This window comes from Mesorhizobium yinganensis (genome assembly GCF_040081985.1).
Taxonomy (GTDB): domain Bacteria; phylum Pseudomonadota; class Alphaproteobacteria; order Rhizobiales; family Rhizobiaceae; genus Kumtagia; species Kumtagia yinganensis.
Genome location: NZ_JBEBMH010000016.1, coordinates 44,603 through 67,081, shown reverse-complemented (window position 1 = coordinate 67,081; position 22,479 = coordinate 44,603). Strand labels below are relative to the sequence as shown.

Annotated in this window: 22 protein-coding genes; 18 read left to right on the top strand and 4 right to left on the bottom strand. The window is 63.5% G+C overall.

Features of this window, described 5'->3' with window-relative positions; all coding sequences use genetic code 11:
- Positions 1-63 precede the first annotated feature (63 nt).
- The 10 genes from pncB to ABMA59_RS24285 all read left to right on the top strand — a co-directional run bounded on the left by pncB (position 64) and on the right by ABMA59_RS24285 (position 8,653).
- Complete coding sequence (gene pncB, locus ABMA59_RS24330; protein WP_349007989.1) at positions 64-1,368, top strand: nicotinate phosphoribosyltransferase; 1,305 nt, start codon at positions 64-66, stop codon at positions 1,366-1,368.
- A 3-nt stretch (positions 1,369-1,371) separates the two neighbouring features.
- Complete coding sequence (locus ABMA59_RS24325; RefSeq protein WP_349007988.1) at positions 1,372-2,790, top strand: hypothetical protein; 1,419 nt, start codon at positions 1,372-1,374, stop codon at positions 2,788-2,790.
- Between the two features lie 213 nt (positions 2,791-3,003).
- Positions 3,004-4,305, top strand: coding sequence for an ABC transporter substrate-binding protein (locus ABMA59_RS24320; protein ID WP_349007987.1), 1,302 nt, complete (start codon positions 3,004-3,006; stop codon positions 4,303-4,305).
- Positions 4,306-4,389: 84 nt separating this feature from the next.
- Complete coding sequence (locus tag ABMA59_RS24315; RefSeq protein WP_349007986.1) at positions 4,390-4,674, top strand: CopG family ribbon-helix-helix protein; 285 nt, start codon at positions 4,390-4,392, stop codon at positions 4,672-4,674.
- On the top strand, positions 4,671-4,958 hold the full coding sequence (locus ABMA59_RS24310) for a type II toxin-antitoxin system RelE/ParE family toxin (RefSeq protein WP_349007985.1): 288 nt from the start codon (positions 4,671-4,673) through the stop codon (positions 4,956-4,958). Before ABMA59_RS24315 ends, ABMA59_RS24310 begins: the two co-directional genes overlap by 4 nt.
- The gene (locus ABMA59_RS24305; RefSeq protein ID WP_349007984.1) at positions 4,959-5,840 is read left to right on the top strand and encodes a branched-chain amino acid ABC transporter permease; all 882 of its coding nucleotides are present in this window, start codon (positions 4,959-4,961) and stop codon (positions 5,838-5,840) included.
- Entirely contained in the window at positions 5,837-6,826 is a 990-nt protein-coding gene (locus ABMA59_RS24300) for a branched-chain amino acid ABC transporter permease (protein ID WP_349007983.1), read from the top strand. Before ABMA59_RS24305 ends, ABMA59_RS24300 begins: the two co-directional genes overlap by 4 nt.
- Positions 6,823-7,548: an ABC transporter ATP-binding protein gene (locus ABMA59_RS24295; RefSeq protein WP_349008064.1), complete on the top strand. Its 726-nt coding sequence runs from the start codon at positions 6,823-6,825 to the stop codon at positions 7,546-7,548. Before ABMA59_RS24300 ends, ABMA59_RS24295 begins: the two co-directional genes overlap by 4 nt.
- A complete protein-coding gene (locus ABMA59_RS24290) occupies positions 7,545-8,252 on the top strand; it encodes an ABC transporter ATP-binding protein (RefSeq protein ID WP_349007982.1) in 708 nt (235 codons plus the stop codon). Before ABMA59_RS24295 ends, ABMA59_RS24290 begins: the two co-directional genes overlap by 4 nt.
- The gene (locus tag ABMA59_RS24285) at positions 8,252-8,653 is read left to right on the top strand and encodes a hypothetical protein (RefSeq protein ID WP_349007981.1); all 402 of its coding nucleotides are present in this window, start codon (positions 8,252-8,254) and stop codon (positions 8,651-8,653) included. The genes ABMA59_RS24290 and ABMA59_RS24285 overlap by 1 nt, the downstream gene beginning before the upstream one ends.
- Before the next feature lie 16 nt (positions 8,654-8,669).
- Here the strand turns inward: ABMA59_RS24285 and ABMA59_RS24280 are convergent, their stop codons facing one another.
- The 4 genes from ABMA59_RS24280 to ABMA59_RS24265 form a co-directional block, all read right to left on the bottom strand.
- On the bottom strand, positions 8,670-10,082 hold the full coding sequence (locus tag ABMA59_RS24280; RefSeq protein WP_349007980.1) for a sodium:proton antiporter: 1,413 nt from the start codon (positions 10,080-10,082) through the stop codon (positions 8,670-8,672).
- Between the two features lie 291 nt (positions 10,083-10,373).
- The gene (locus ABMA59_RS24275) at positions 10,374-10,550 is read right to left on the bottom strand and encodes a hypothetical protein (RefSeq protein WP_349007979.1); all 177 of its coding nucleotides are present in this window, start codon (positions 10,548-10,550) and stop codon (positions 10,374-10,376) included.
- Between the two features lie 23 nt (positions 10,551-10,573).
- Complete coding sequence (locus ABMA59_RS24270; protein ID WP_349007978.1) at positions 10,574-12,013, bottom strand: WD40 repeat domain-containing protein; 1,440 nt, start codon at positions 12,011-12,013, stop codon at positions 10,574-10,576.
- 12 nt (positions 12,014-12,025) lie between these two features.
- The gene (locus tag ABMA59_RS24265; protein ID WP_349007977.1) at positions 12,026-12,490 is read right to left on the bottom strand and encodes a hypothetical protein; all 465 of its coding nucleotides are present in this window, start codon (positions 12,488-12,490) and stop codon (positions 12,026-12,028) included.
- Positions 12,491-13,042: 552 nt separating this feature from the next.
- Between ABMA59_RS24265 and ABMA59_RS24260 the strand changes: the two genes are divergently transcribed.
- The 8 genes from ABMA59_RS24260 to ABMA59_RS24225 all read left to right on the top strand — a co-directional run bounded on the left by ABMA59_RS24260 (position 13,043) and on the right by ABMA59_RS24225 (position 22,155).
- Entirely contained in the window at positions 13,043-14,716 is a 1,674-nt protein-coding gene (locus ABMA59_RS24260) for an aromatic/alkene/methane monooxygenase hydroxylase/oxygenase subunit alpha (protein ID WP_425475979.1), read from the top strand.
- Between the two features lie 112 nt (positions 14,717-14,828).
- Positions 14,829-15,890, top strand: a complete 1,062-nt coding sequence (locus ABMA59_RS24255) for an NADH:ubiquinone reductase (Na(+)-transporting) subunit F (RefSeq protein ID WP_349007975.1) — start codon at positions 14,829-14,831, stop codon at positions 15,888-15,890.
- A gap of 53 nt (positions 15,891-15,943) precedes the next feature.
- Complete coding sequence (locus ABMA59_RS24250) at positions 15,944-17,002, top strand: aromatic/alkene monooxygenase hydroxylase subunit beta (RefSeq protein WP_349007974.1); 1,059 nt, start codon at positions 15,944-15,946, stop codon at positions 17,000-17,002.
- 28 nt (positions 17,003-17,030) lie between these two features.
- Entirely contained in the window at positions 17,031-17,399 is a 369-nt protein-coding gene (locus ABMA59_RS24245; RefSeq protein WP_349007973.1) for an MmoB/DmpM family protein, read from the top strand.
- A 79-nt stretch (positions 17,400-17,478) separates the two neighbouring features.
- Positions 17,479-18,501 (top strand): amidohydrolase family protein, encoded by a 1,023-nt coding sequence (locus tag ABMA59_RS24240; protein WP_349007972.1) that lies wholly within the window; start codon positions 17,479-17,481, stop codon positions 18,499-18,501.
- Positions 18,502-18,506: 5 nt separating this feature from the next.
- A complete protein-coding gene (locus ABMA59_RS24235; protein WP_349007971.1) occupies positions 18,507-19,310 on the top strand; it encodes an iron-sulfur cluster assembly protein in 804 nt (267 codons plus the stop codon).
- Between the two features lie 128 nt (positions 19,311-19,438).
- Positions 19,439-21,073: a molecular chaperone GroEL gene (groEL, locus tag ABMA59_RS24230; RefSeq protein ID WP_349007970.1), complete on the top strand. Its 1,635-nt coding sequence runs from the start codon at positions 19,439-19,441 to the stop codon at positions 21,071-21,073.
- A 38-nt stretch (positions 21,074-21,111) separates the two neighbouring features.
- Entirely contained in the window at positions 21,112-22,155 is a 1,044-nt protein-coding gene (locus ABMA59_RS24225) for an NAD(P)-dependent alcohol dehydrogenase (protein WP_349007969.1), read from the top strand.
- Positions 22,156-22,479 lie beyond the last annotated feature (324 nt).

The window sequence follows — 22,479 nt, the reverse complement described above, 5'->3', positions numbered from 1 at the left end:
TTCAATGCTATAGGCGCTTCCGGGCTTGACGGCCCGGGAGGAAGGAGCGGGGTTTTTGGGTCGATGACCAAGACCGACATTGCCAGACGCGTTTACAACCATGCCTGGAAGCTGGACCCTATCGTCCGCAGCCTGCTGGACACGGATTTCTACAAGCTGCTGATGCTGCAGATGATCTGGGGCATGTATCCAAAAGTCGACGCCACCTTCTCCCTGATCAACCGCACGACCAGCGCCCGGCTGGCCGACGAGATCGACGAAGGCGCGCTGCGCGAGCAGTTGGACCATGCGCGCACGTTGCGCTTCGGCAAGAAGGAGATGATCTGGCTGGCCGGTAACACTTTTTACGGCCGCAAGCAGATTTTCGAGCCTGAATTCCTGTCGTGGCTGGAGAATTTCCGGCTGCCCGAATACGAACTGGAAAAGAGGGACGGCCAATACGAGCTGCATTTCCACGGCCCGTGGATGTACACTTCCATGTGGGAGATCCCGGCGCTGGCGATCATCAACGAATTGCGCTCGCGCGCTGCGATGAGCGGTTTCGGGCCGTTCTCGCTCGACGTGCTTTACGCGCGCGCCAAGGCAAAGCTGTGGGACAAGACCGAACGGCTGCGCAAGCTGCCGAACCTAAAAGTTTCCGACTTCGGCACGCGCCGGCGGCACAGTTTTCTGTGGCAGCGCTGGTGCGTCGAGGCGCTGAAGGAGGGCATCGGCGACGCCTTTACCGGCACCAGCAACGTCAAGCTTGCCATGGACACCGACCTCGAGGCGCTGGGCACCAACGCGCACGAACTACCGATGGTGTTCGCGGCGCTGACCGAGACCGACGAGGCGTTGCGCCAGTCGCCCTATCACGTCCTGCTCGACTGGCAGCGCTATTACGGTGGCAACCTGCTGATCGTGCTTCCCGACGCTTTCGGCACCGCCTCCTTCCTGCGCGATGCGCCCGACTGGGTGGCCGACTGGACCGGTTTCCGTCCCGACAGCGCCCCCCCGATCGAGGGCGGCGAAAAAATCCTCGCCTGGTGGCGTTCCAAAGGTGTCGACCCGCGCAACCGGCTGCTGATCTTTTCCGATGGGCTCGACGTCGACGCGATCGAGGAGACGTACAAACATTTCGATGGCAAGGTGCGCATGGCCTTCGGCTGGGGCACCAATTTGACCAACGATTTCGAGGACTGCGCGCCGGTGGACACCGACCGTCTGAACGCCATATCGCTGGTGTGCAAGGTGACGGAAGCCAACGGCCGCCCGGCGGTAAAACTTTCCGACAATCCGGCGAAGGCGACCGGCGAACTGTCCGAGATCGCGCGGTATCTGCGTGTGTTCGGGAATGAGGAGCGGGTCGAGCACAAGGTGAAGGTTTAGGGCGTGGACTGCCGCGATCTTGGCAGGCGTATCGACTGGATCGCGGCATCCAGTTGCGCGGCTTTCCTGATCGCTCCCTCTGACGCCTTCGCCCACGCCTCCGATCGTGGCTACGTGCTTTTGCTGCCGACCGGCTATTATCTGTTCGGCGGCGCTATGGCCGTGGCTGCGAGTTTCTTGGCGCTGCTGTTCGTGCCGCAGGCAACGCTGGACAGGCTGGCGGCGTGGCGGTTCCCGCTGTTTGCGGTGCCCGAGACGCTGCGTTTCTGGACGAGCCTTGTCTCGTTTCTGATCCTGTGCACGCTGATCGCCGCCGGCATTTTGGGCAGCCGCGATCCGCTGTCCAACCCGCTTCCGCTGACAGTCTGGACGCTGCTGTGGATCGGCCTGACGATCATCCAGGGCCTGTTCGGCAATCTCTGGCGTTGGCTCGATCCGTGGTATGCGCCGGTAAAATTAGCCGGCGCATTAATCCCGCGACACCGAAGCCTGCCGGAACAACTCGGCTACTGGCCGGCGGTCGTGCTGTTCGCAGGTTTCGCGTGGTTCGAGCTGATCTATGTCGCGCCGGACGATCCTTACCGGCTGGCGATGGCTACAGGCGGCTACTGGCTTCTGACCTTCGCCATCATGCTTGTGGTCGGCCATGAGCAATGGTCGGCGCGTGGCGAATTCCTGTCGGTCTTTTTCCGCATGGTCTCGCGCTTCGGCGTCTTCGATGCGGCGGCGGACGACCGGCGCCGCGTCTCGCTCTGCCTGCCCGGCGCGAAACTCTGGAGCGAACAGCCATTGCCGCTGTCGGGCACGCTGTTCCTGCTGCTGGCGCTGGCGTCCGTGTCCTTCGACGGTTTTTCAAAAACCTTCTTCTGGTTGGGATCGAACGGCATCAACCCGCTGGAATTTCCCGGTCGCACCGCCCTGCAATCGACCAACACCGCCGGATTGGCAGGCATGTTTGTAGCACTCGCGGCGGTGTTCCTGATTTGCGTCGCGGTCGGCGAGCGGCTGGCCGGCAAGCATCCGGCGCTGGATGCGGCCGGGTTGCTTGTATGGTCGATCGTGCCGATCGCGCTCGCCTATCATTTTTCACACTACCTGACGGTCTTCCTGGTCAATGCCCAATATGCGCTGGTTGCCTTTTCGGACCCGTTCGGCCTCGGCTGGAACCTTTTCGGCACCGCCTATATGCCGGTGTCGGCCGGCATCGTCATGGGCTCCGAGCAGGCCGTCCAGATCTGGAACGCGCAGGCCTTCGCCATCATCGGCGGCCATGTGCTGGCAGTCCTGGTCGCGCACGGGCTCGCCGCGCGGCTGCATGGAGCCGCTCGCGATGCGCTGCTCTCGCAACTGCCGCTGACCCTGCTGATGATCGGCTACACCGTCTTCGGCCTGTGGCTGCTCTCGACGCCGACGGCAAGGTGAGGAGTGGTCCGCGAAGCGGACGAAAAGCCAAGCGGTGAGCCTGCGAACGCTTTTCGAACGACGAACGCCCGGAGCGAAAGCGGAGGGCTGGTCATGCAAATACCTGCCCTTGCGGCACTAGGGGATTGATGGTTTAGTTTCCGTATCCATGGGTTTTGGGCGCCGGATTTTTTCATGTCCGGCGACTGGCAGATCATAAAAAGGGGAACGGGCATGACTGGGAAAAAGGCTTCCAGCTTGATCGGCAAGCGTCTTAGCCGCCGCACCGCAATCAAGGGGCTCGCGGCCTCGGCAGGCCTTGCGGCGGCCCCCGGTTTCGTCCGCTACAGCCAGGCGCAAAGTTCGGCGCCGATAAAGATCGGCTTCCAGGCGCACAAGACCGGCATCGGCGCGGCCTACGGCCGCTGGTACGAGAAGACCACCGCCGCTGCGATCAAGGCGATCAACGATGCCGGCGGCATAAACGGCCGCCCGGTCGAGGTGATCATCGAGGACGACGGCACCGACCCCGGCCGAGGCGCCGAGGTGGTTGCCAAATTCGCCACACAGCACAAGGTCGACGTCGCCTATGGCACGCTGTTTTCCCATGTCGTGATCGGCTCCGCGCCGGCGGCGGGCGAGGCAAAGCTGCCCTATTTTGTTGTCAGCGAGGGCCATCACGTCGCCTCGACCAAACTCAACCGCTACGTCTTCCAGCCCGGCATCACCGACGTGAAAAGCCAGATCCAGGCAATGGCGCCATGGATCGCCGGCAATGTCGGCAAGAAGGTCACGCAGATTTTCCCTGACTTCGCCTTCGGCTACGATCATCGCGACTACCTGCCGCCGGCGCTGAAGGCGCAGGGCGCCGAGGTGATCGCGCAGATCGCCATTCCGCCGACGGAAAGCTCGTTCACAAAGTATTTTCCGCAGATTCCGGCTGACACGGAAGTGCTGTACCACGTCATGGTCGGGCCAGCCGTGCTGACCTTCGTCAAGGAACTCGGCGAGTTTTATGGCTCCAACAGGCCGCAGCTTTTCGGCTTCATCGATAGCCTCGAAGCGGTGGACATCAACAGCCCCGGCTTGGAATTTTTGGACGGCAGCCATTTCTGGGAAGGTTCGCCGCGCTACGCCCAGGAGAATGACAGCGAGGCGCAGAAAGCCTACCGCGCGGCTGTCGGCATCGACGAGAACGGCGCGGCGGTGGGCGACCCGAAGGACGTGTCGACGGCCGCCCACATGTTCGGCTGCTGGGAAACGCTCTACGTCATCAAGAAGGCGATGGAGGATGCGGGCTACAAGGGGCCGGAAGACCGCGCCAAGCTGGTCGAGGCGACCGAGGCGCTGACGAATTTCGCCGAGGGGCCCGAGCACCCGCAGGGCGACAAGACGTTCAACGGAAAAATCCACCAGTGTTTTGGCCACCAGAACATTTCCAAGGTGGAAGGCGGCAAGCTGAAGGTCGTCCACCGCACCTCGATCGAGGACGGGCTTTACGAGCCGGAAGGGGACTATACGACCCAGCCACTATGACGACGGCGTCCACGAAGCAGGCATTCTGGCTTACAAGGTACTGACGTGGTATATACATGGTTAGTATCTTGATCGGAGATGACCATGGCCAAGGAAGCCGTTTTCACCATGAAGTTGGAGCCTGAACTGCGCGATGCATTCATGGCCGCGGCCAAGCATGAAGACCGCCCGGCGTCGCAGATCGTGCGGGAATTCATGCGCGATTTTGTCAATCAGGACCGGGAGTATGTCGCTTGGCTACAGCGCAAGGTCGATGCCGCGCGCGCGGATATCGCCGCAGGCCGAGTTTACAGTGACGAAGAAGTCAGAGCGCATATGGATAAGCTGATCGCGGACCTCGAAAACAAGAGCCGCGAGGCGGCTGAGTGAAGCTTGTCTGGACGGCCAAGGCGAGGCACGAACTGGCGGAAATTGTTTCCCACATCTGGGCCGACAACCCTCCGGCCGCGAACCGTATCCGCAATCGCATCCAGACCAGCGCAACTTATCTGAAGTCTCAGCCTTTCATGGGAAGGCCGGGTGCCATAGACGGAACGCGCGAGGCCATTTCGCATCCGAGTTATCGGATCATCTATCAGGTGGCCGATGAAATCGTCTCGATATTGTCGGTCGTCCATACTGCCCGCCAATGGCCGCCCGGCGAGGACGACTGAATGGCCTTCGGTCCACACCTGCTGCTAGCCACTCTGGAAGGCCTCGTCAATTCGGCGGTGCTGGCGCTGATCGCTCTTGGACTGTCATTGGTGTTCGGTGTCATGCGTGTCGTCAACGTCGCGCATGGCGAGTTCTACATGCTGGGCGCGGTGCTGGCCTGGTGGATGGCTTCGCTGGTGACCGGCCATCCGGCGCTGGGTTTCCTGGCAGCACTCATCGTCAGCCCGCTGATCGTCGGCGCGATCGCGCTGGTCTCCGAGCGGCTCGTGCTGCGGCGGCTGGAGTACAATCCGGAATCGACCATCGTCGCCACGATCGGCCTGCTCTACGTTTTCCAGCAGGCGGCGCTAACGTTTTACGGCCCGGAGGCGCGGCCGGTCGAGGCGCCGTTCAGCTATCGCGTTCTTCTGCCGTGGTTTGGTTATTCCGGCTACAAGCTGGCCGTCATCGCCGCCTCGGCGCTGTTGCTGGCCGCGACCTGGTATGTGCTGACGCGCACGAAGATCGGCCTGATCATGCGCGCCACGCAATATGACCGCGAGACCGCGCAGGCCTTCGGCATTCCCGTCGACAAGGTCTATGCCGGCGTGTTCGCACTGGGCGCGATGCTGGCGGCCGTGGCAGCAGTGCTGACCGTGCCGATCAGCCAGGCCCACTATCTGATGGGCCGCGACCCGTTGCTGCTCTCCTTCATTGTCGTGATCATCGGCGGGCTGGGCTCGCTGCGCGGCACCGTGATCGCGGCGCTGCTGATCGGCCTATCGGACGGCATCATCTCCGTCTTCTACACGCCGACTTTGGCAAAGATCATCGCGACGCTGCTGGTCGCCATGGTGCTGGTGTTCCGTCCGCAGGGTCTGTTCGGCACGGAAACCAGATGAGCGGGGAAAGTTCGCCGGCAAAACAATATCTCTTGCATGGCGCGGTGATTGCGCTGCTGGCGACGCTCGCCTTCGTCCTGCCGGACTACCACCATGGGGTGTTCGCCCGCGTCATGGTGCTGGCGGTTTTTGCAATGGGTTACAATCTTCTGTTCGGTTATGTCGGCCTGCTCAGCCTCGGCCACGCCATGTTTTTCGGGGCAGGACTCTACGGCGCGGGACTGACGATGGTGCATTTCGGCTGGGGTGTAGCACCGGCCTTCGCCGCGGGCGTGATTGCAGGCGTCGTGCTGTCGACGGTCATCGGTTTTCTGGCGCTAAGAACCACCGGCGTCGCTTTCATGATCGTCACCATGATGTTCGCCCAGGTGTTTTATCTGGCGCTCTTCTATTTCGGGTCGTGGACGCGCGGCGACGAGGGTCTGGTGATCGCGCAGGGGCAGCGGCGGCTTTCCTTCGCCGGCTTCGATCTCGACCTCACGAGCCCGGCCACACGCTATTTCGCCGCGCTTTTCCTGTTCGCAATCGTTCTCGTCGTGACGCTGGCGGTCGTGCGCTCGCGCTTCGGCCGTGTGCTGGTGGCGATCCGCGAGAACGAGGAGCGCGCCCGCATGCTGGGTTTCGACACTTTTGCCAACAAGCTGGCCGCGACCGTTCTGTCCGGCACGATCTGCGCGGCGGCGGGTGCGGCCTACGCCATCCTGTTCGGTTATGTCGGGGCCACCTTCGCCTCGATCCAGTATTCGATCCTGCCTCTGCTCTGGGTGCTGCTCGGCGGCGCGGCCACCACGCTCGGGCCGCTGATCGGCACGCTGCTGATGTTCTACCTGATCGATGGTTCCGGCGACCTGCTGAAGGCATGGCTGCCGGGCTGGAACCTCAGTTCGCTGGGCATTGTCGGCCTGGCGCTCGTCCTGCTCATCCTGTTTTTCCCGAAAGGCATTTTGGGCACGCTGCGCCAGAGGTGGGTGCGATGGCTGCCGTGACGCCGCTCATCGCCACGACCGGGCTGAAGAAACATTTCGGCGGGCTGCGCGCCGTCGACGGTGTCGATTTTTCGGTCACGCCGGGCGAAATCCGCGCCGTCATCGGACCGAACGGCGCCGGCAAGACGACCTTCGTCAGCCTGATCTGCGGCCGCATCGAGCCGACCGCCGGCACGATCCTGTTCGAGGGGCGCGACATCACGACACTGCCGGCGCACCGGCGGGTGCGCGCCGGCATCGCCTACACGTTCCAGATCACCAGCGTCTTTGCGAATCTCTCGGCCTACGACAATGTGGCGCTGGCGGTTCAGCGCACGCTGACCGATGGGCGCGGGGCCGGCCATCTGCGCGACGGGGTTATAGCGGCCCTGTCGGCGACCGGACTTGCTGGGCGGGCGGGGGAAATCGCCGGTTCGCTCTCCTACGGCCACCAGCGCCTGCTCGAAGTCGCGATGGGACTTGCGTTGAAGCCGCGTCTGCTCATCCTCGACGAGCCGACGCAGGGCCTTTCCGATGGCGAGATCGAGGATTTTGTCGCGCTGGTGCGCGAAGTTTCGCGCGCGGCCACCGTGCTGATCATCGAACACAACATGCCCGTGGTGATGGCGCTGGCCGACCGCATCACCGTGCTCGATGCCGGAAAGGTTCTGGCCGAAGGAGCGCCGGACGACATCCGCGCCGACGCTGCCGTGCAGGCGGCTTATCTCGGGGCGGCGGCATGAGCCCCATCCTGCGGATCGAAGACCTCGACTGCTTCTACGGCGAGGTGCAGGTGCTGCACGGTCTCTCGCTCAACCTGATGCGCGGCGAGGTGCATTGCCTGCTCGGGCGCAACGGCGCCGGCAAGACGACCCTGCTGAAAGCGATCATGGGACTGGTGCCGGCGCGCTCGGGTAAAATCACGCTCGGTGCTAAGAACCTAGTTGATTTGCCGGCGCACGAAGTGCCCAAGGCCGGTGTCGCCTATGTGCCGCAGGGCCGCCGGCTGTTCGCCGAGATGAGCGTTGCCGAAAACATCGAGATCGGCCTGATGGCCCGCGGCAAGGATGCCGAGACGCGCGAAAACGTGCTGGCGCTGTTTCCTATCCTGCGCGAGCGGCTGAGGCAGCGCACCGGCACGCTGTCGGGCGGCGAGCAGCAGATGCTCGCCATGGCGCGCGCGCTCTGCCTGGAACCCGACGTGCTGCTGCTGGACGAACCGACCGAAGGCCTGATGCCGTCGATGATCGCAAAAGTCCGCGAGACGGTCGAGCGGCTTGGCGAGCGCGGCGTCTCGACATTGCTGGTCGAGCAGCGGGTCGACGCGGTGCTGCCGGTCGCCGACCGCGTCACGTTCGTCGAAAACGGCCGCGTCCGCGCCACGGTTGGCGTCGATGAGGTCCGCGCCGATCCGGACATGGTGAAGCGTTATGTCGGGGTGGGGTAGTGTTCCACCGGTTCGCGCGATCGAATCGCGTCGATGGCATGCATGCGCGGGAAGGCTTCTTCTCAGCCGCCTACGAAATCATGGATCAACCAAACCTGGATCGACAAACACTCGACCGTCTGAACGAAAGTCTCTTGTGGTTCCGTCAAAATCTTCCAGTCCCGGCGCGCTTCAACCGCTCCAAATCCAAGGGCTTTTATCGCAAGACCGCGACGCGCGGATTAAGCTGGTTCAAACCGACTGCGAAAGAACATTTGGCTAAAGCCTTTGCTCTCGCCGCGCTCCTTGAAGAAAATGGCCACGTCGTAGAGGTTTTGAGAACGTCACGGCCCGGATACATCGTCTATGAGGATGAGTATCAGGTGGTTGCGGAACCGTTCTCGGATTCGCTCAAGCTATGACGAAGCCCTGTGCTCCTCACCCAAAAAACACCCATCCTGCCAGCAAAAACGTCGGGATCAGCACCGCGCCCGACCACAGCATGTAGCCGAAGAAGCTTGGCATCTTAACGCCGCGGTGTTTGGCGATGGCATAGACCATGAAGTTGGGCGCGTTGCCGATATAGGTGTTGGCACCCATGAACACCGCGCCTGTCGAGATAGCGGCGAGCGTGGTGGCGAGGCCGGTCATCAGGTGTTGCGGGTCGCCGCCGGCGAGTTCGAAGAAGACGAGATAGGTCGGCGCGTTGTCGAGGAAGGAGGACAGCGCGCCGGTCAGCCAGAAATAGGCGAGGTCGTTCGGCGCGCCGCTTTCCCCGGTGACCAGCGCCACCAGCGGCGAAAGCGCGCCCTGCGAGCCGGCGCGCAAGATAGCAATGACTGGTACGATGCAGACGAAGATGCCGGCGAAGAGTTTCGCCACCTCGACGATCGGGCCCCAGGTGAAGCCGTTGGCATGGCGCATCTGGCGCGGCGTGAGTTTCAGCGAGAGCAGCGCCAGCGCCAAGATGATCGCGTCACGCAGAAGATTCTGCCATTCCAGCGGCACGCCCGCGACGGTGAAGGCGACGCCCGGCTTCCATGCCGCCGAAAGCAGGATTGCGCCGATGACACCGGCGAGCAGTGGCAGGTTGACCAGGCCGCGCACCCGCACTGCCGTGTCCGGCGTAGGGTCCTTTATCTTCGGCATGCCAGCTTCGCGCATGTGGAGCCAGGAATCGAGCGCTAGGAACACCGCCAGCACGATGCCGCCGACGAACAACGTTTCCTTCCAGAGGTTGGTCGTTGTCCAGAAAAAATCGACGCCGCGCAAAAAACCGACGAACAGCGGGGGGTCGCCGAGCGGCGTAAGCGCGCCGCCGATATTGGATACCAGGAAGATGAAGAACACGATGACATGCGCATTGAACGGGCGGTTGTCGTTGGCGCGGATGATCGGCCGGATCATGATCATGGATGCGCCCGTCGTGCCGACGACCGACGCCAGCAGCGCGCCGATGACCAGCAGGCCGGCATTGGTGAGCGGCGTTCCGTGGATGTTGCCGGCCACCTGTATTCCGCCGGCGATGGTGAACAGCGCGAACAGCAGGATGATGAAGGAGAGATATTCGAGCAGAAGCGTGTGCAGCAGAGCCTCGGCGGAAATCGGCCAGCCCTGCGTGGCGATCAGCGGCAGCACGACAAGTGCCGCCCAGCCGGCAGTGATCTTGCCGTAGTGATGTTCCCACATATGCGGGTAGAGCAATGGGCCGGTGGCGATGGAAAGCAGCAGCCCGACGAAAGGCAGCGCCCAAAGCAGCGACATGGTGGCTCCCGGCAATCCTTCCGCGGCGAAAGCCGCCGAGGGGCAGAGCAGGGAGGCCGTCAATCCGACGCGCAGCAAGGATCGCATGAAACTCCCATCGTCTTTTGGCCGGTGGCCGGCTGGCGGTGTGGCGCGCCGCAGGTTTTGCCGCGAAGCGCTGGTCAGCCGATAGCGTTCTGGAGGCGGTGGGGCAACGGGTTTGCGACTGGTAATCGCACATGGGTTTGCTTTGGCAGCCGATCCTTAATGTCCCGCCTGCGGCGGGATGCTGGGGGTAACTGCATACGCGATTGCCCTGCCGTTCACAGGGAAAAGACGCCGGCGGGCAGGTCCGACGGACGGGCGACGCGAATAGTCAAGAAGACGCCCCGTTCTCCCTCAATTCGTCTTCAACTGCTGCCCGACCTTGTTCTCGGCGATCCAGCGGGCGGCGAGCACCAGCGCGCCCATGCTGAATTCCTTGCCGTGCTTGGCAACCATTTCCTCCGAGATTTTTGCCAGCCGTTCAAAGAATGCGTCCTTGCTGCGTTCCTCGGCGCTGAGTTCGGTCTCCATCCTGTCCTCCTTTGTTTCGCGGTTCATTTGAAGAGTTGGTCGGGGAAGGTGGCCACTGCCGCCGTCCCGTCGGCGCAGCTCGCCGCCAGATGCCGGCCATCCGACGACCATGCGAGCGCGGTCACAGCGCCGCCCATCGGCCGCACGACGAGTTCGTCGCGCGACCCGGCCTTGGCGATGACGATCCGACCGTTGGCCGAACCGGCGGCGACCAGCGGCTTTGCCGGATGCGCGGCAACGGCCTCGATCGGTACCAGCCCGGCATGTCCGGTTTCCAGCGCGCCGTCCGAATTGCCGCCGAGCGGCAGGGCGGCATCGGACCAGCCGGCGATGCGGAAGGCTCCAGACGCGAACAGCGCTTTGGCCGGCGTGCTCCAGGCGACATCACGCACCGGCGCGGCGAAATCGGGGACGATGCTGCAACTGCCGTCGCTTGCCGACACCAGTGCCAGGCCGCCATTCTCCAAGCCGCAGGCGAGCCAGGCGCCGTCAAAACTCCATTGAAGCGAAACGGCGCGCGCCGGCAGCGGCAGGTTTCGCGCCGCGCCGCTTCCCTGGACGGGGCGGATGGAGAGTTCGTCATCAAGGCCCAGCGCCAGCCGCCGTCCGTCCGGCGACAGCGCCAGTGCCGACAGCGGTTTGCCGAGGTCGAAAGTGCGCGCATCGGCTGTCCCGCGCCACAAGGTTACGCCGTTTTCGTATCCAGCCGCGATGATCCCGGCCTGCGCGGCGCGGTCGAGCGCGATGACCGGCCCGCCTGCCTTGAACAGGGGCGCACCTAGGTCGCCGGCGCCGCTGACCGGCACCACCTCGCTTCCGGCCGAGCCGGCGAGGAAACCGTAGCGCGGCTGTGCGGTGAGCGGAACGGTAGCGTCGCCCAAGGCAGCGGTGACGATCAGCGGCACGGGCGGCTTTTCGCGCGGGCGGATCGTCGTCTGGCCGAGGTCGCCGCTCACCCGGACACGCTTTTCGGGCGGCTCGCGGTCTTCGGCGGCGGTGATTGCGACAGTGCCGTCCGCGCAGGCGAAGGCGACCGAAAGGCCGTCGCCGCTGAAGGCGAGGCCTGTCACCGCGGATTGGCATTGCCAGTTGCGGGCGAGCAGGTCGAACAGGGTCAGGTTGCGCATCGACTGCTGGTTCATGGGTCTCCCTCCTAAGGCGCCGGACGCGGCGATTTCCCGGTCGACCGCCTCGACCTCTTTCTCGGCGGCCTTGATGCGCTCCTCGCAATCTGCGCGCTGCGCCATCGCCATCTGGGCCGCCTGTTCCGCCTCATGCAAGTCCCGCACCAGTTGCTCGCTTGAACCGTCTCGGCCGGTTTCCAGCTCGATGCGCAGCAGGTCCATTTCGAGGCCGGCCAGGATCTGGTTGTGCTTTTGCATTTCCGCCGTCAGGCCGGAAACCTTGGCAACCAGCGAAAGCCGCCGGACAAGCAGTGCATCGCGTTCACTGCGACTTTCCATAAGAGCCTCCGTTCAGTCCTTCGCGGCCGGCGCCGGCGGCCGCTCGAAAGCGGCCAGCAGTTTCGGCAGTCCGCCGGCCTGCGAGCGGAACTGTTTTTCGGCGGTGTCGATATGGCTCTTGAGCTGGTCCCAGATATCGACGCGGATCATCGGGTCGCCGGTCAGTTGCTCGATTTCCTCGACGCGGAACTGGCGCGACAGCGAAACGCCGGAAAACACGAAATCGCGCAGCAGAATGGCGTGATTCTCTATGAACAGATGGATCATCGGATGGGTCTCGCCGGTGACGCCGCCGGTGGCCAGTTCGGCCCGGATGAAATCCTGGAAATGGCTTTGCAGCCGGTACTGGCTTTCGCCCATGAAGCGCATGACGAAGACGAGGTCGCGCGGCATCAGCCGCACGAGGTCCTCGCTGACGCCGGTGGCCGCGCCCGGAAGCGGCTCGGATGGCGTCTGGCCGTTGGTGTCCTTGCTCATCGCCTGCTCGTGAAAAATGCGGGAGGATCGATACTTAAATAGAGCAAAAATAGAAACGGTCAAATATTGTCGAATTCCGAAATATATTGCGTATGCGAAGTGATTATTCGCAAATGCGAGATAGAGTGTAAATATTACAGGCGTAAGTTACATCTGTAAAAGAACGTTACACTCCGCTGAACGCTGAGCCGTCCAGCCGAGGTCTCGCGGGTCGTCCGTCCTGTGTTCGGCGTTGTTTTTCGAGTTGGCACGGCCTTTGCATCTTCTGTTCGCACAAGAAGCCCATCGCGCCAGACGCGGTGCCAGAAGAACGAAGGAACGGAGGAAGCAGGGAGAGCCCGCTTCGGTACGCCCGACGCATATGCGGACGGCGTGCCGCGGACATCTGCGAACAGTCTCCAGAACCTTTGCCGTGATCCACTTGAATGGCCGGACGACGGGTCGCGCCTGGATGCGCGCGCCTTTTGCCGTGCCGCTCGCAATTTCACTGGCGGCGCCCGCGCCGCCTCATGCCGGCACAAATGGGTGCCCGGTCAAACCTGGTGGAGGCTTATGACGATGACGTCGTTGACGCTCAACAAGATTACCTCGCAGCGCGGCATATCCGTGGGCGAGGCGACCAAGAAGATTTCCGACCTCGGTTGGAACCCGACCTATGTCCAGGAAGCGATGACGTTTCCGACCGACTACAAGATCAACAAGGCACCGCGCGACCCGATGAAGCAGGTCCTGCGGTCCTATTTCCCGATGCAGGAGGAGAAGGACAACCGCGTCTACGGCGCGCTGGACGCAGCCCTTCGCGGCGACATGTTCCGCAATGTCGAGCCCCGCTGGGTGGAATGGATGAAGCTGTTCCTGGCCATCATCCCGTTCCCGGAAATCTCCGCCGCCCGCTCCATGGCCATGGTCGCCCGTCTCGCCCCCGGCGAGGACTTGCGCACCGGCTTCACCATGCAGATGGTCGACGAGTTCCGCCATTCCACGATCCAGATGAATCTGAAGAAGTGGTACATGGAGAACTATATCGATCCGGCCGGCTTCGACATCACCGAAGAGGCGTTCGGTAAATGCTACGCCACCACCATCGGCCGCCAGTTCGGCGAAGGGTTCATCACCGGCGACACGATGACCGCCGCCTGCATGTACCTCACCGTGGTCGCCGAGACCGCCTTCACTAACACGCTGTTCGTCGCCATGCCATCCGAAGCCGCCCGCAACGGCGACTACGCACTGCCGACCGTGTTCCTGTCGGTGCAGTCGGATGAGAGCCGCCACATCGGCAACGGCCACTCGCTGCTGATGGCGGCGCTGAAGGAGCCGGAAAACCACCTGCTGCTCGAGCGCGACCTGCGCTACGCCTTCTGGCAGAACCACGCCATCGTCGATGCGGCGATCGGCACCTTCATCGAATACGGCACCACCAACCGCGACAAGAACAAGGAATCCTACGCGGAAATGTGGCACCGCTGGATCTACGAGGACTACTATCGCACCTACATGCTGCCGTTGGAAAAATACGGCATCAAGGTGCATCACGACGACGTCCAGGCCGCCTGGGAGCGCATCACCAAGAAGAACTACGTCCACAAGGTCGGCCAGTTCTTCGCGGTCGGCTGGCCGGTGAACTTCTGGCGCATCGAGGCCCAGACCGACAAGGACTTCGAGTGGTTCGAGCACAAATATCCGGGCTGGTACGCCGAGTTCGGCGATTTCTGGAAATGGTACGCAAAGCTCAGCCACAAGGGCGAGAAGGTGCTGCTGTTCAACAGCGACGTCGGCTACGTCTACCCGCACCGCTGCTGGTCGTGCCTGGTGCCCTGCCTCATCCGCGAGGACATCGTCACCGGCGAGATCGACGGGCAGCTCTACACCTTCGCCCACGAACTCGACCGCTGGACCGTCATGGAAGCCTTCGCCGACGAGTACCAGGGCCGTCCGACGCCCGCCATGGGCCGCTTCAGCGGCAAGCGCGAATGGGAGACGCTCTATGACGGCTGGGATCTTGCCGACGCCATCGTCGACCTGAACTTCGTGCGCAACGACGGCAAGACGCTGGTGCCGCAGCCGCACCTGCGTTTCGACGACAAGGACATGTGGACGCTGGACGACGTGCGCGGCAACACGCTGGGCTCGCCGCTCAACGCGCTGCGCGCCATGTCGCCGGCCGATCGCGAGAAGCACCTGGCGGAGTACCGCGCGGGCTTCACGATCAACCCCTGTAACTAGAAACCCTCGCCGGTCGTGGAGGCCGAAAAAGCCTCCGCGACCACAATCCGAGCCGAGCCCTTGCATCCCGCGCGGAAGCAAGCCGGCGAAGCATTGGGAGGTTTTTCACAAGATGAGCGACGCTCACAAAGTTCGCCTGGAGCCGGTCGGCGTGGAGTTCGAGGTGGCGCATGGCGAGACCGTGCTGAACGCCGCGTTCCGGCAAGGCATCGCGCTGCCGCATGGCTGCAAGGAAGGGCAGTGCTCGGCCTGCAAATGCGTGCTGCTCGACGGCGAGGTCGACATGCTCAAATATTCGACCTTCGCCCTCAACGACATGGAGAAGGACAGCGGCCACATCCTTCTGTGCCGCTCGATCGCCTATTCCGACATGGAGGTCGAACTCCTCAACTACGACGAGGAGGTGCTGTCGAAATCGATCGCGGTGAAGAGTTTTTCGGGCCGCATCGCAGCCATCGAGCGGCTGACGCACGACATTCGCGGCATCCAAATCGACCTCAACTCCCCGATCAAATTCTGGGCCGGCCAATATGTCGACATCACGGTCACCACGGAAAAAGGGGAGACGATTACGCGCTCGTTCTCCATGGCAAATACGCCGGACCAAACCCAAAGCCTTTCCTTCATCATCAAGAAGTACCCCGAAGGAAAGTTCTCCGGCGAGCTCGATGCCGGAGGCATCCGGGTCGGAGCCGAGGTCACCGTCGTCGGACCCTATGGAACCTGCTTCCGCCGCGAGGACCGGCAGGGACCCCTCGTCCTCGTAGGGGCGGGGTCGGGCATGTCGCCGATCTGGTCGATCCTCAACGATCACCTGAAGAGCGGCGAGCAGCGTCCGGTCTATTTCTTCTACGGCGCCCGCACGCCGGCCGACCTGTTCTATCTCGACCGCATCGCCGAACTCGCCGGCCGGCACGAGGAGGTGACGTTCATCCCGGTTCTCTCGCACGTCAACGGCGAGGCCTGGGACGGCGAGCGCGGCTTCGTGCACGAGCGCGTCGACGCAAAACTCAAGCAACTCGCCATCGACGGCGAGGGCGACGTCTACGCCTGCGGTCCGCCGCCTATGATCGACGCGCTGCAGCCGGTCCTTTTCATGAACGGCTTCGAGACCGAACGCATCTTCTTCGACAAGTTCACGACTTCGTCCGGCGGCGGGACGCCGGGCCACTGACGCCCGCGCCGCGGGAATTTTTCGCCAGCAACTGCAACAAGGGAGTGAAGACCATGCCAGCAACGTCGAGTTCAGTGGGATCGGGAGCCGCAGGTGCCGCGATCTTTGCCGATTCGGACAGCCGCAAATACCGCTACTTCAGCCCGCGCGGCCAGCGCGCCACCCATTACGAGGATGTCACGGTCGACGTGCAGCCCGATCCGGAGCGCTATCTGATCCAGAACTGGATCATCTCCTTCGCCAACGGCAAGGGCGCCTATGTCAAGGACAACACCGCGGCGCTGAGCTCCAACTGGCACGCCTTCCGCGCTCCCGACCAGGAGTGGGAGCGCACCCACTACCAGCGCCAGTCGAAGATCGAGACGATGGTGCAGAGCGTCATCGCCAACGGCCGCAAGTCGGGCGCACCGAAGAGCTTCGACAAGGTCTGGGCAAAGATCCTGCAGACGCATCTCGGCGCCTGGAAACATGCCGAGTTCGGCCTGGGCACCTCGCTGATGCAGGCGCAACGCTACGGCTACACCCAGATGATCAACAACGCCACGCTGACCAACAGCTCCTACAAGCTGCGGCTCGCGCAGGACATCACCCTCTACCTCGCCGAGATCGGCATGGACATCCAGGGCTGGAACGACGAGCTCGGCAAGAAGGCCTGGCTGGAGGACGGTGCCTGGCAGGGCACGCGCGAGGCGGTCGAGACCATCATGGGCACGGCCGACTATCTCGAGCAGTATTTCGCCATCAACATCGTGTTCGAGCCGCTGGTCGGCGAACTGTTCCGCTCCGGCTTCCTGATGCAGGTCGCCGCCGCCAACCACGACTTCATCACGCCGCCGGTGATCTCGGCGGCCGAGGCCGACTACGAGCGCAACCTCGCCAACACCATCGACCTTGTCTACCTGCTGGCGCATGACGAGAAGCACGCCTCGCACAACCAGAAGCTGTTCAAGGCCTGGCTGAAGAAGCATCGCGCGCTTGCCGACAAGGCCGCCCAGGGCCTGCAGCCGATCTGGTCGATGCCGCACTCCAAGCCGGTCTCCTTCAGCGACGTGCACGCGCAGTCGCAGGAGCGCATCGGCCAGATCATCGGCGAACTCGGCCTCGACGGCTGATCCTCAAACGACATCAGGAGATACGCATATGTCACTGACAGCACGCGACGCCTCGCACGACAACATCTTCAAGTCGATGAAGGACATCACCTTCGAGCAGACGATCTCGCACCAGTGCGGGGTCACCATGAACGACTCGGTCGAGGCCCGCGCCATCGCCGAATTCATGGGCAAGAAGCCGAACGTCACCGTCACCTACCAGCCGGCGCTGATCCGCATCGACGGCCACGGCAAGCTGGTCTTCAAGATGGACGAGATCAGCGAATATCTCGGCCGCGACATGACCGCCGAGATTTTTGAGGTGAACACCTCCACCCACTACGGCCGCATGGTCCGCGTCGACGACAACACGGTCATCCTGTTCGGCAACATGGACGACGTCTTCGAATACATCTGAGTGCCTCCCGGGGCTCCATGCCGGCGCGCCGAAGACCCGGCGCGCCAGTCCGATCAACGCAAGCAAAGCCGAGGGAACCATGTTCATCACACCGCAAGGCAAGGAAATCTTCGTCGTCGACGGCCACACCCATTTCTGGGACGGCAGTCCGGCGAACCAGCGCAACATTCACGGCAAGCAGTTCATCGAGTGCTTCTATGCCTACCACACCGGGCTGAGCCCGAAGGAGCAGCTCTGGCCGAAGGACAAGTTCGAGAAATACAGCGCCGACGATCTCTATCGCGACCTGTTCATCGACGGTCCCGACGACGTGGCGATCGTCCAGTCCACCTATCTCAAGGACTTTTATACCAACGGCTTCAACACCATCGAGCGCAACGCCGAGGCGGCCAAGCGCTATCCCGAGCGGTTCATCGTCAACGGCTCGTTCGACCCGCGCGACGGCGAGAAGGCGCTGGAATACATCCACTTCCTGAAGGAGACCTACGACGTCAAGGGCGTGAAGATGTACACGGCCGAATGGAACGGCGCTTCCAAGGGCTGGAAGCTGACCGATCCCGACGCCTATCGCTGCTTCGAGCTCTGCGAAAAACTCGGCATCAGGAACATCCACGTCCACAAGGGCCCGACGATCATCCCGCTCAGCAAGGATGCCTTCGACGTCCATGACGTGGATTACGCGGCGACCGACTTCCAGGGCCTGAACTGGATCATCGAGCATTGCGGTCTGCCGCGCCTCGACGATTTCTGCTGGATCGCCACGCAGGAAACCAACGTCTATGGCGGGCTGGCGGTGGCCTTGCCCTTCATTCATGCGCGCCCGCGCTACTTCGGCGAGGTCATTTCCGAGCTGCTGTTCTGGATCGGCCCGGAAAAGATCCTGTTCGGCTCCGACTATGCGATCTGGACGCCGCGCTGGCTGGTCGAGAAATTCTGGGCCTACCAGATTCCGGAGGACATCGCCGCCGAACGCGGCGTTCAGCTCACCGACGAGATCAAGGAAAAGATCCTCGGCCTCAACGCGGCGCGTCTCTACAACATCGACATCGCGGCGAAAAAGGCGGCGCTTGCCGCCGCGCCGTTCAGCATCGCGGCGGAGTAGCCGCGATGGGCGCCACCGGACCATCCATCCCCAGCAGCCGCCAGGCAGAGGTCTGGCGGCGCCTTGCGGAGGTCAACGACCCGGAACTCGACGAGCCGGTGACCGAGATGGGTTTCATCGAGCGCGTCGAGGTCGGGACGGATGGCGGCGTGGATGTCGACTTCCGCCTGCCCACCTACTGGTGCTCGCCGAATTTCGCCTTCCTGATGCTGGACGGCGTGCGCAAGGCGCTCGATGCGCTGTCCTGGGGCCCCGCCTACCGGGTTAAGCTGCACGACCACATGTTCGCCGACGAGGTCAATCGCGGCATCGAGGCGGGCCGGAGTTTTGGCGACATCTTTGCCGGGCTGGCCGCCGACCAGGACATCGGTGCGCTGCGCGAGACCTTTCGCATGAAGGCGTTCAAGCGCCGGCAGGAAGCCGTGCTGGTGGGGCTTCGCGCACAGGGCCTGACCGACCGCGAGATTCTCGACATGGACCTCAAGGCGCTGGACGTCGTGCGTTTCGGGTCCGGCGAGGCGGAACGGCAGAAACCCCGCTACCGCGACGCATTGCTGGAGCGTTTTCCGGCGCGCCGGCCAGCCGATCCCGCCTTCATCACCTGGGAGGGCGGCCGCATACCGGACGTGGCGCTCGGCGCCTATCTCGCCGAACTGCGCGGTGTTCGCATCAACATGGAATTCAACGGCGCGCTTTGCCGTGGCCTGCAGCGCACCCGGTACAAGGAGGTCGAGATGATCGACGGCGAACCGACGCTGGTCGATTTCATCCTAGACCGCGTGCCGGAGCGGGCCGCGCCGGGCGCCTGACACAGATTTTTCGCAACGGCCTCCGCTGAACGAGGCCCCCAAGAGCCTGGTCGGAAATGGGTCAGGGCGACCTCATCCATCCCCGACAGCCTCACACAAGCCGCCCGTAAGGCGGAAGGAGGAACCCTATGCCCAAGATAATGCTCCACAATTCGCACGCCCGCAGGGCCTTGGCACGCGGCGTAGGCCGGCTGGCCGCCGCCGTCGAGCCGACGCTCGGCCCGAAGGGCATGAATGCCATGATCGACAGGCCGATCGGCACGCCCATGGTGACGCGCGACGGCGTCAGCATCGCCTCAGAGATCGAGCTTTCCGACCGTTTCGAGAACATGGGCGCGCAGGTGGTGCGCGAGGTCTCCATGCAAACCAACGAGGTCGCTGGCGACGGCACGACCACGGCGATCGTGCTCGCCAATGCTTTGATCCAGGCCGGCATCGCCGCCAACGAACGCGGCGCCAAGTCGGTGGAACTCTGCAAGGGCATCGAGCTTGCCGTTACAGCCGTCGTCGGCGCGCTGAAGGCTTCCGCCAAGCCGGCCAAGGGCAATGGCGTGCTGGCCGCCGTCGCCAATATCGCCGCGACCGACTCGAAGCTCGGCGCGCTGGTGGCGGAGGCGCATGAGCGCGTCGGCGCCGACGGGGTGATCACCACCGATTTCAGCGTCACCACCGAAACGACGCTCGACGTGGTCGAGGGCATGTCGTTCGACCGGGGTTACCTCTCCCATCACATGGTCACCGACCAGGAGAAGATGGAGGCCGTGCTGGAGCGGCCGCTGATCCTGATGACGGACCTGAAGATCAAGGAGCCGGAAGCGCTCGACGTCGCGCGCCGCATCGCCGGAGAGGCGGGCCGGCCGCTGCTGATCGTGGCCGAGGAGGTTTCGCCGGACGTTGTCGTGACGCTGCTCGGCAAGCAGGGGCCAGGAAAATATCTCGTCGTCCATCCGCCGGAATACGGCCATTGGCGCAAGGCGATGATGGAGGACCTTGCCATCATCACGGGCGGCAAAGTGATCGCCCGTGACCTCGGCGGCCGGCTGGAGGAGATTTCCGCCGACGATCTCGGCTCGGCCGAACGCGTGCGCACCAGCGCGTCCCACACTTCGGTGATCCGCGGCGGCGGCGACCCGGCGGCGATTGCCGCGCGCCGCGCCCAGGTGCAGCGTCAATATGAAAACGCCCCGCCCAACATCGAGCAGGACAAGCTGCGCGAGCGTCTGGCGAAACTCTCCGGTGGCACCGCGATCCTCTATGCTGGCGGCGTCACGCCGGTCGAGCAGAAGCGCACGATCCAGCTCATCGAGGATTCGCTGAATGCGGTGCGTGCGGCCTCCGAGGAGGGCGTGGTCGCCGGCGGCGGTTCGGCGCTCGCCCAGATCGCGCCGGCGCTCGACAAGGTGGCGGCCGGCGTCGAAGGCGACGTGGCGGAGGGCGTGCGGCTGGTCCGGTCGGTACTGGCGCAGCCGCTACGGCGCATCGCGACCAATGCCGGCGCCGATCCGGAAGCCGTCGTGGCCGAGGTGACCCGCATCAATGGCGGCTACGGCTACAACGCCTCGGCCGGAACCTACCAGAACATGTTCGAGGCCGGCATCGTCGACCCGGTGCGCGTCACCTACACCGCGCTCGCCAATGCGGCGTCGGTGGCGACGCTGATCCTCACCACCGAGACGCTGATCGGCGACCTTGCCGAGGACGAGGACGACCCGACCGCCGGCCCGGCGCTCGGCGGCGGCGCCGAAAAGCTCGGCCGCGCCTGAACGACGAACGGTTTCCACGCTTACCAAGGAACAGGACGATGAAAGCTGCCCGTCTCTACGAATACGACCCCAAGATGAACATCCAGCTCAAGATAGAGGATGTCGCCCCGCCGACCATAACCGCCCCGGATGAGGTGATCGTCCGGGTGGGCGCGGCCGGGCTCTGCCGCACCGATCTCCACATCATCGAGGGTGTCTGGAAGCCGGCTATGGACCCCAACGGCACGCTGCTGCCCTACATCATGGGCCATGAGAATGCCGGCTGGGTCGAGGAGGTCGGCAGCGGCGTGAAATCGGTGAAGCGCGGCGACGCGGTCATCTGCCATCCGTTCCGCTCCTGCGGCATCTGCCTGAACTGCCGCCACGGCGAGGACATGTATTGCGACAATGGAAGTTTCCCCGGCCTCGGCATGGATGGCGGTTTCGCTGAATATTTCATCACCAGCGAGCGCTCGCTGATAAAACTCAACGCCAACATCACGCCGATCGAGGTCGCGCCGCTGGCCGATGCCGGCATCACCGCCTACCGCGCCGCCAAGCGCGCCGCGAAACTGATGCGGCCGGGCAGTTACTGCGTGCTGCTCGGCATCGGCGGGCTCGGCCATATCGCGCTGCAATCGCTGCACGCGATTTCCGGTTGCCGCATCATCGCCGTCGACCGTGAGCCGGCGGCCCGCCTGCTGGCAAAAGATCTCGGCGCCGATTTCGTGCTCGACGGCGGCCCGAACGTGGTCGAGGAGGTCAAGCAGATCACCGGCGGCGGCGCGCATGTCGTCATCGACTTCGTCGGCGAACTCGGCGTGGAAAACATCTGCTGGAAGATGGTGCGCAAGGGTGGCCAGCTTTTTGTCGTCGGCTATGGCGGCTCGATCAACGTGCCGACCGTGCATCTGGTCATCGAGGAGATCAACATCGGCGGCAGCCTGGTCGGCAACTTCACCGAATTGGTCGAGCTGATGGAACTGAATGCCGACGGCAAGGTGAAGATGCACTACACCGAATACAACCTTGCCAGCATCAACACAGCGCTCGACGATTTCAAGAACCGGCGGTTCACCGGGCGCGGGGTGATCGTGCCCTGATTGGGGCTCCCGCCTGCAGACTTCCCCATCCGTCCGGCCGTCGACCTTGATCGCCTTTGCCGCCCGATCTGCCTGCCGGACAGCTTTTTCGTCAAAAACGGAGAGGGCGTCCGGCAGGCAGTGAGGGGCGTCCTCGCCTCTCGACGCCGATGATCCACGACACCAATTTACCGGTCGTCAGCAGCTCGAACCGACCGACGGGTTGCTCACGGTGCTCGTCACGCCGAACGGATGGGAAGCGGCTGCCAAATCAGTCCGGAACGCGCCAAAACACCGTCGCGGCAAGTCCGCGAGGGGGGCGCGTCAGCGCAAAATTCGATCTGC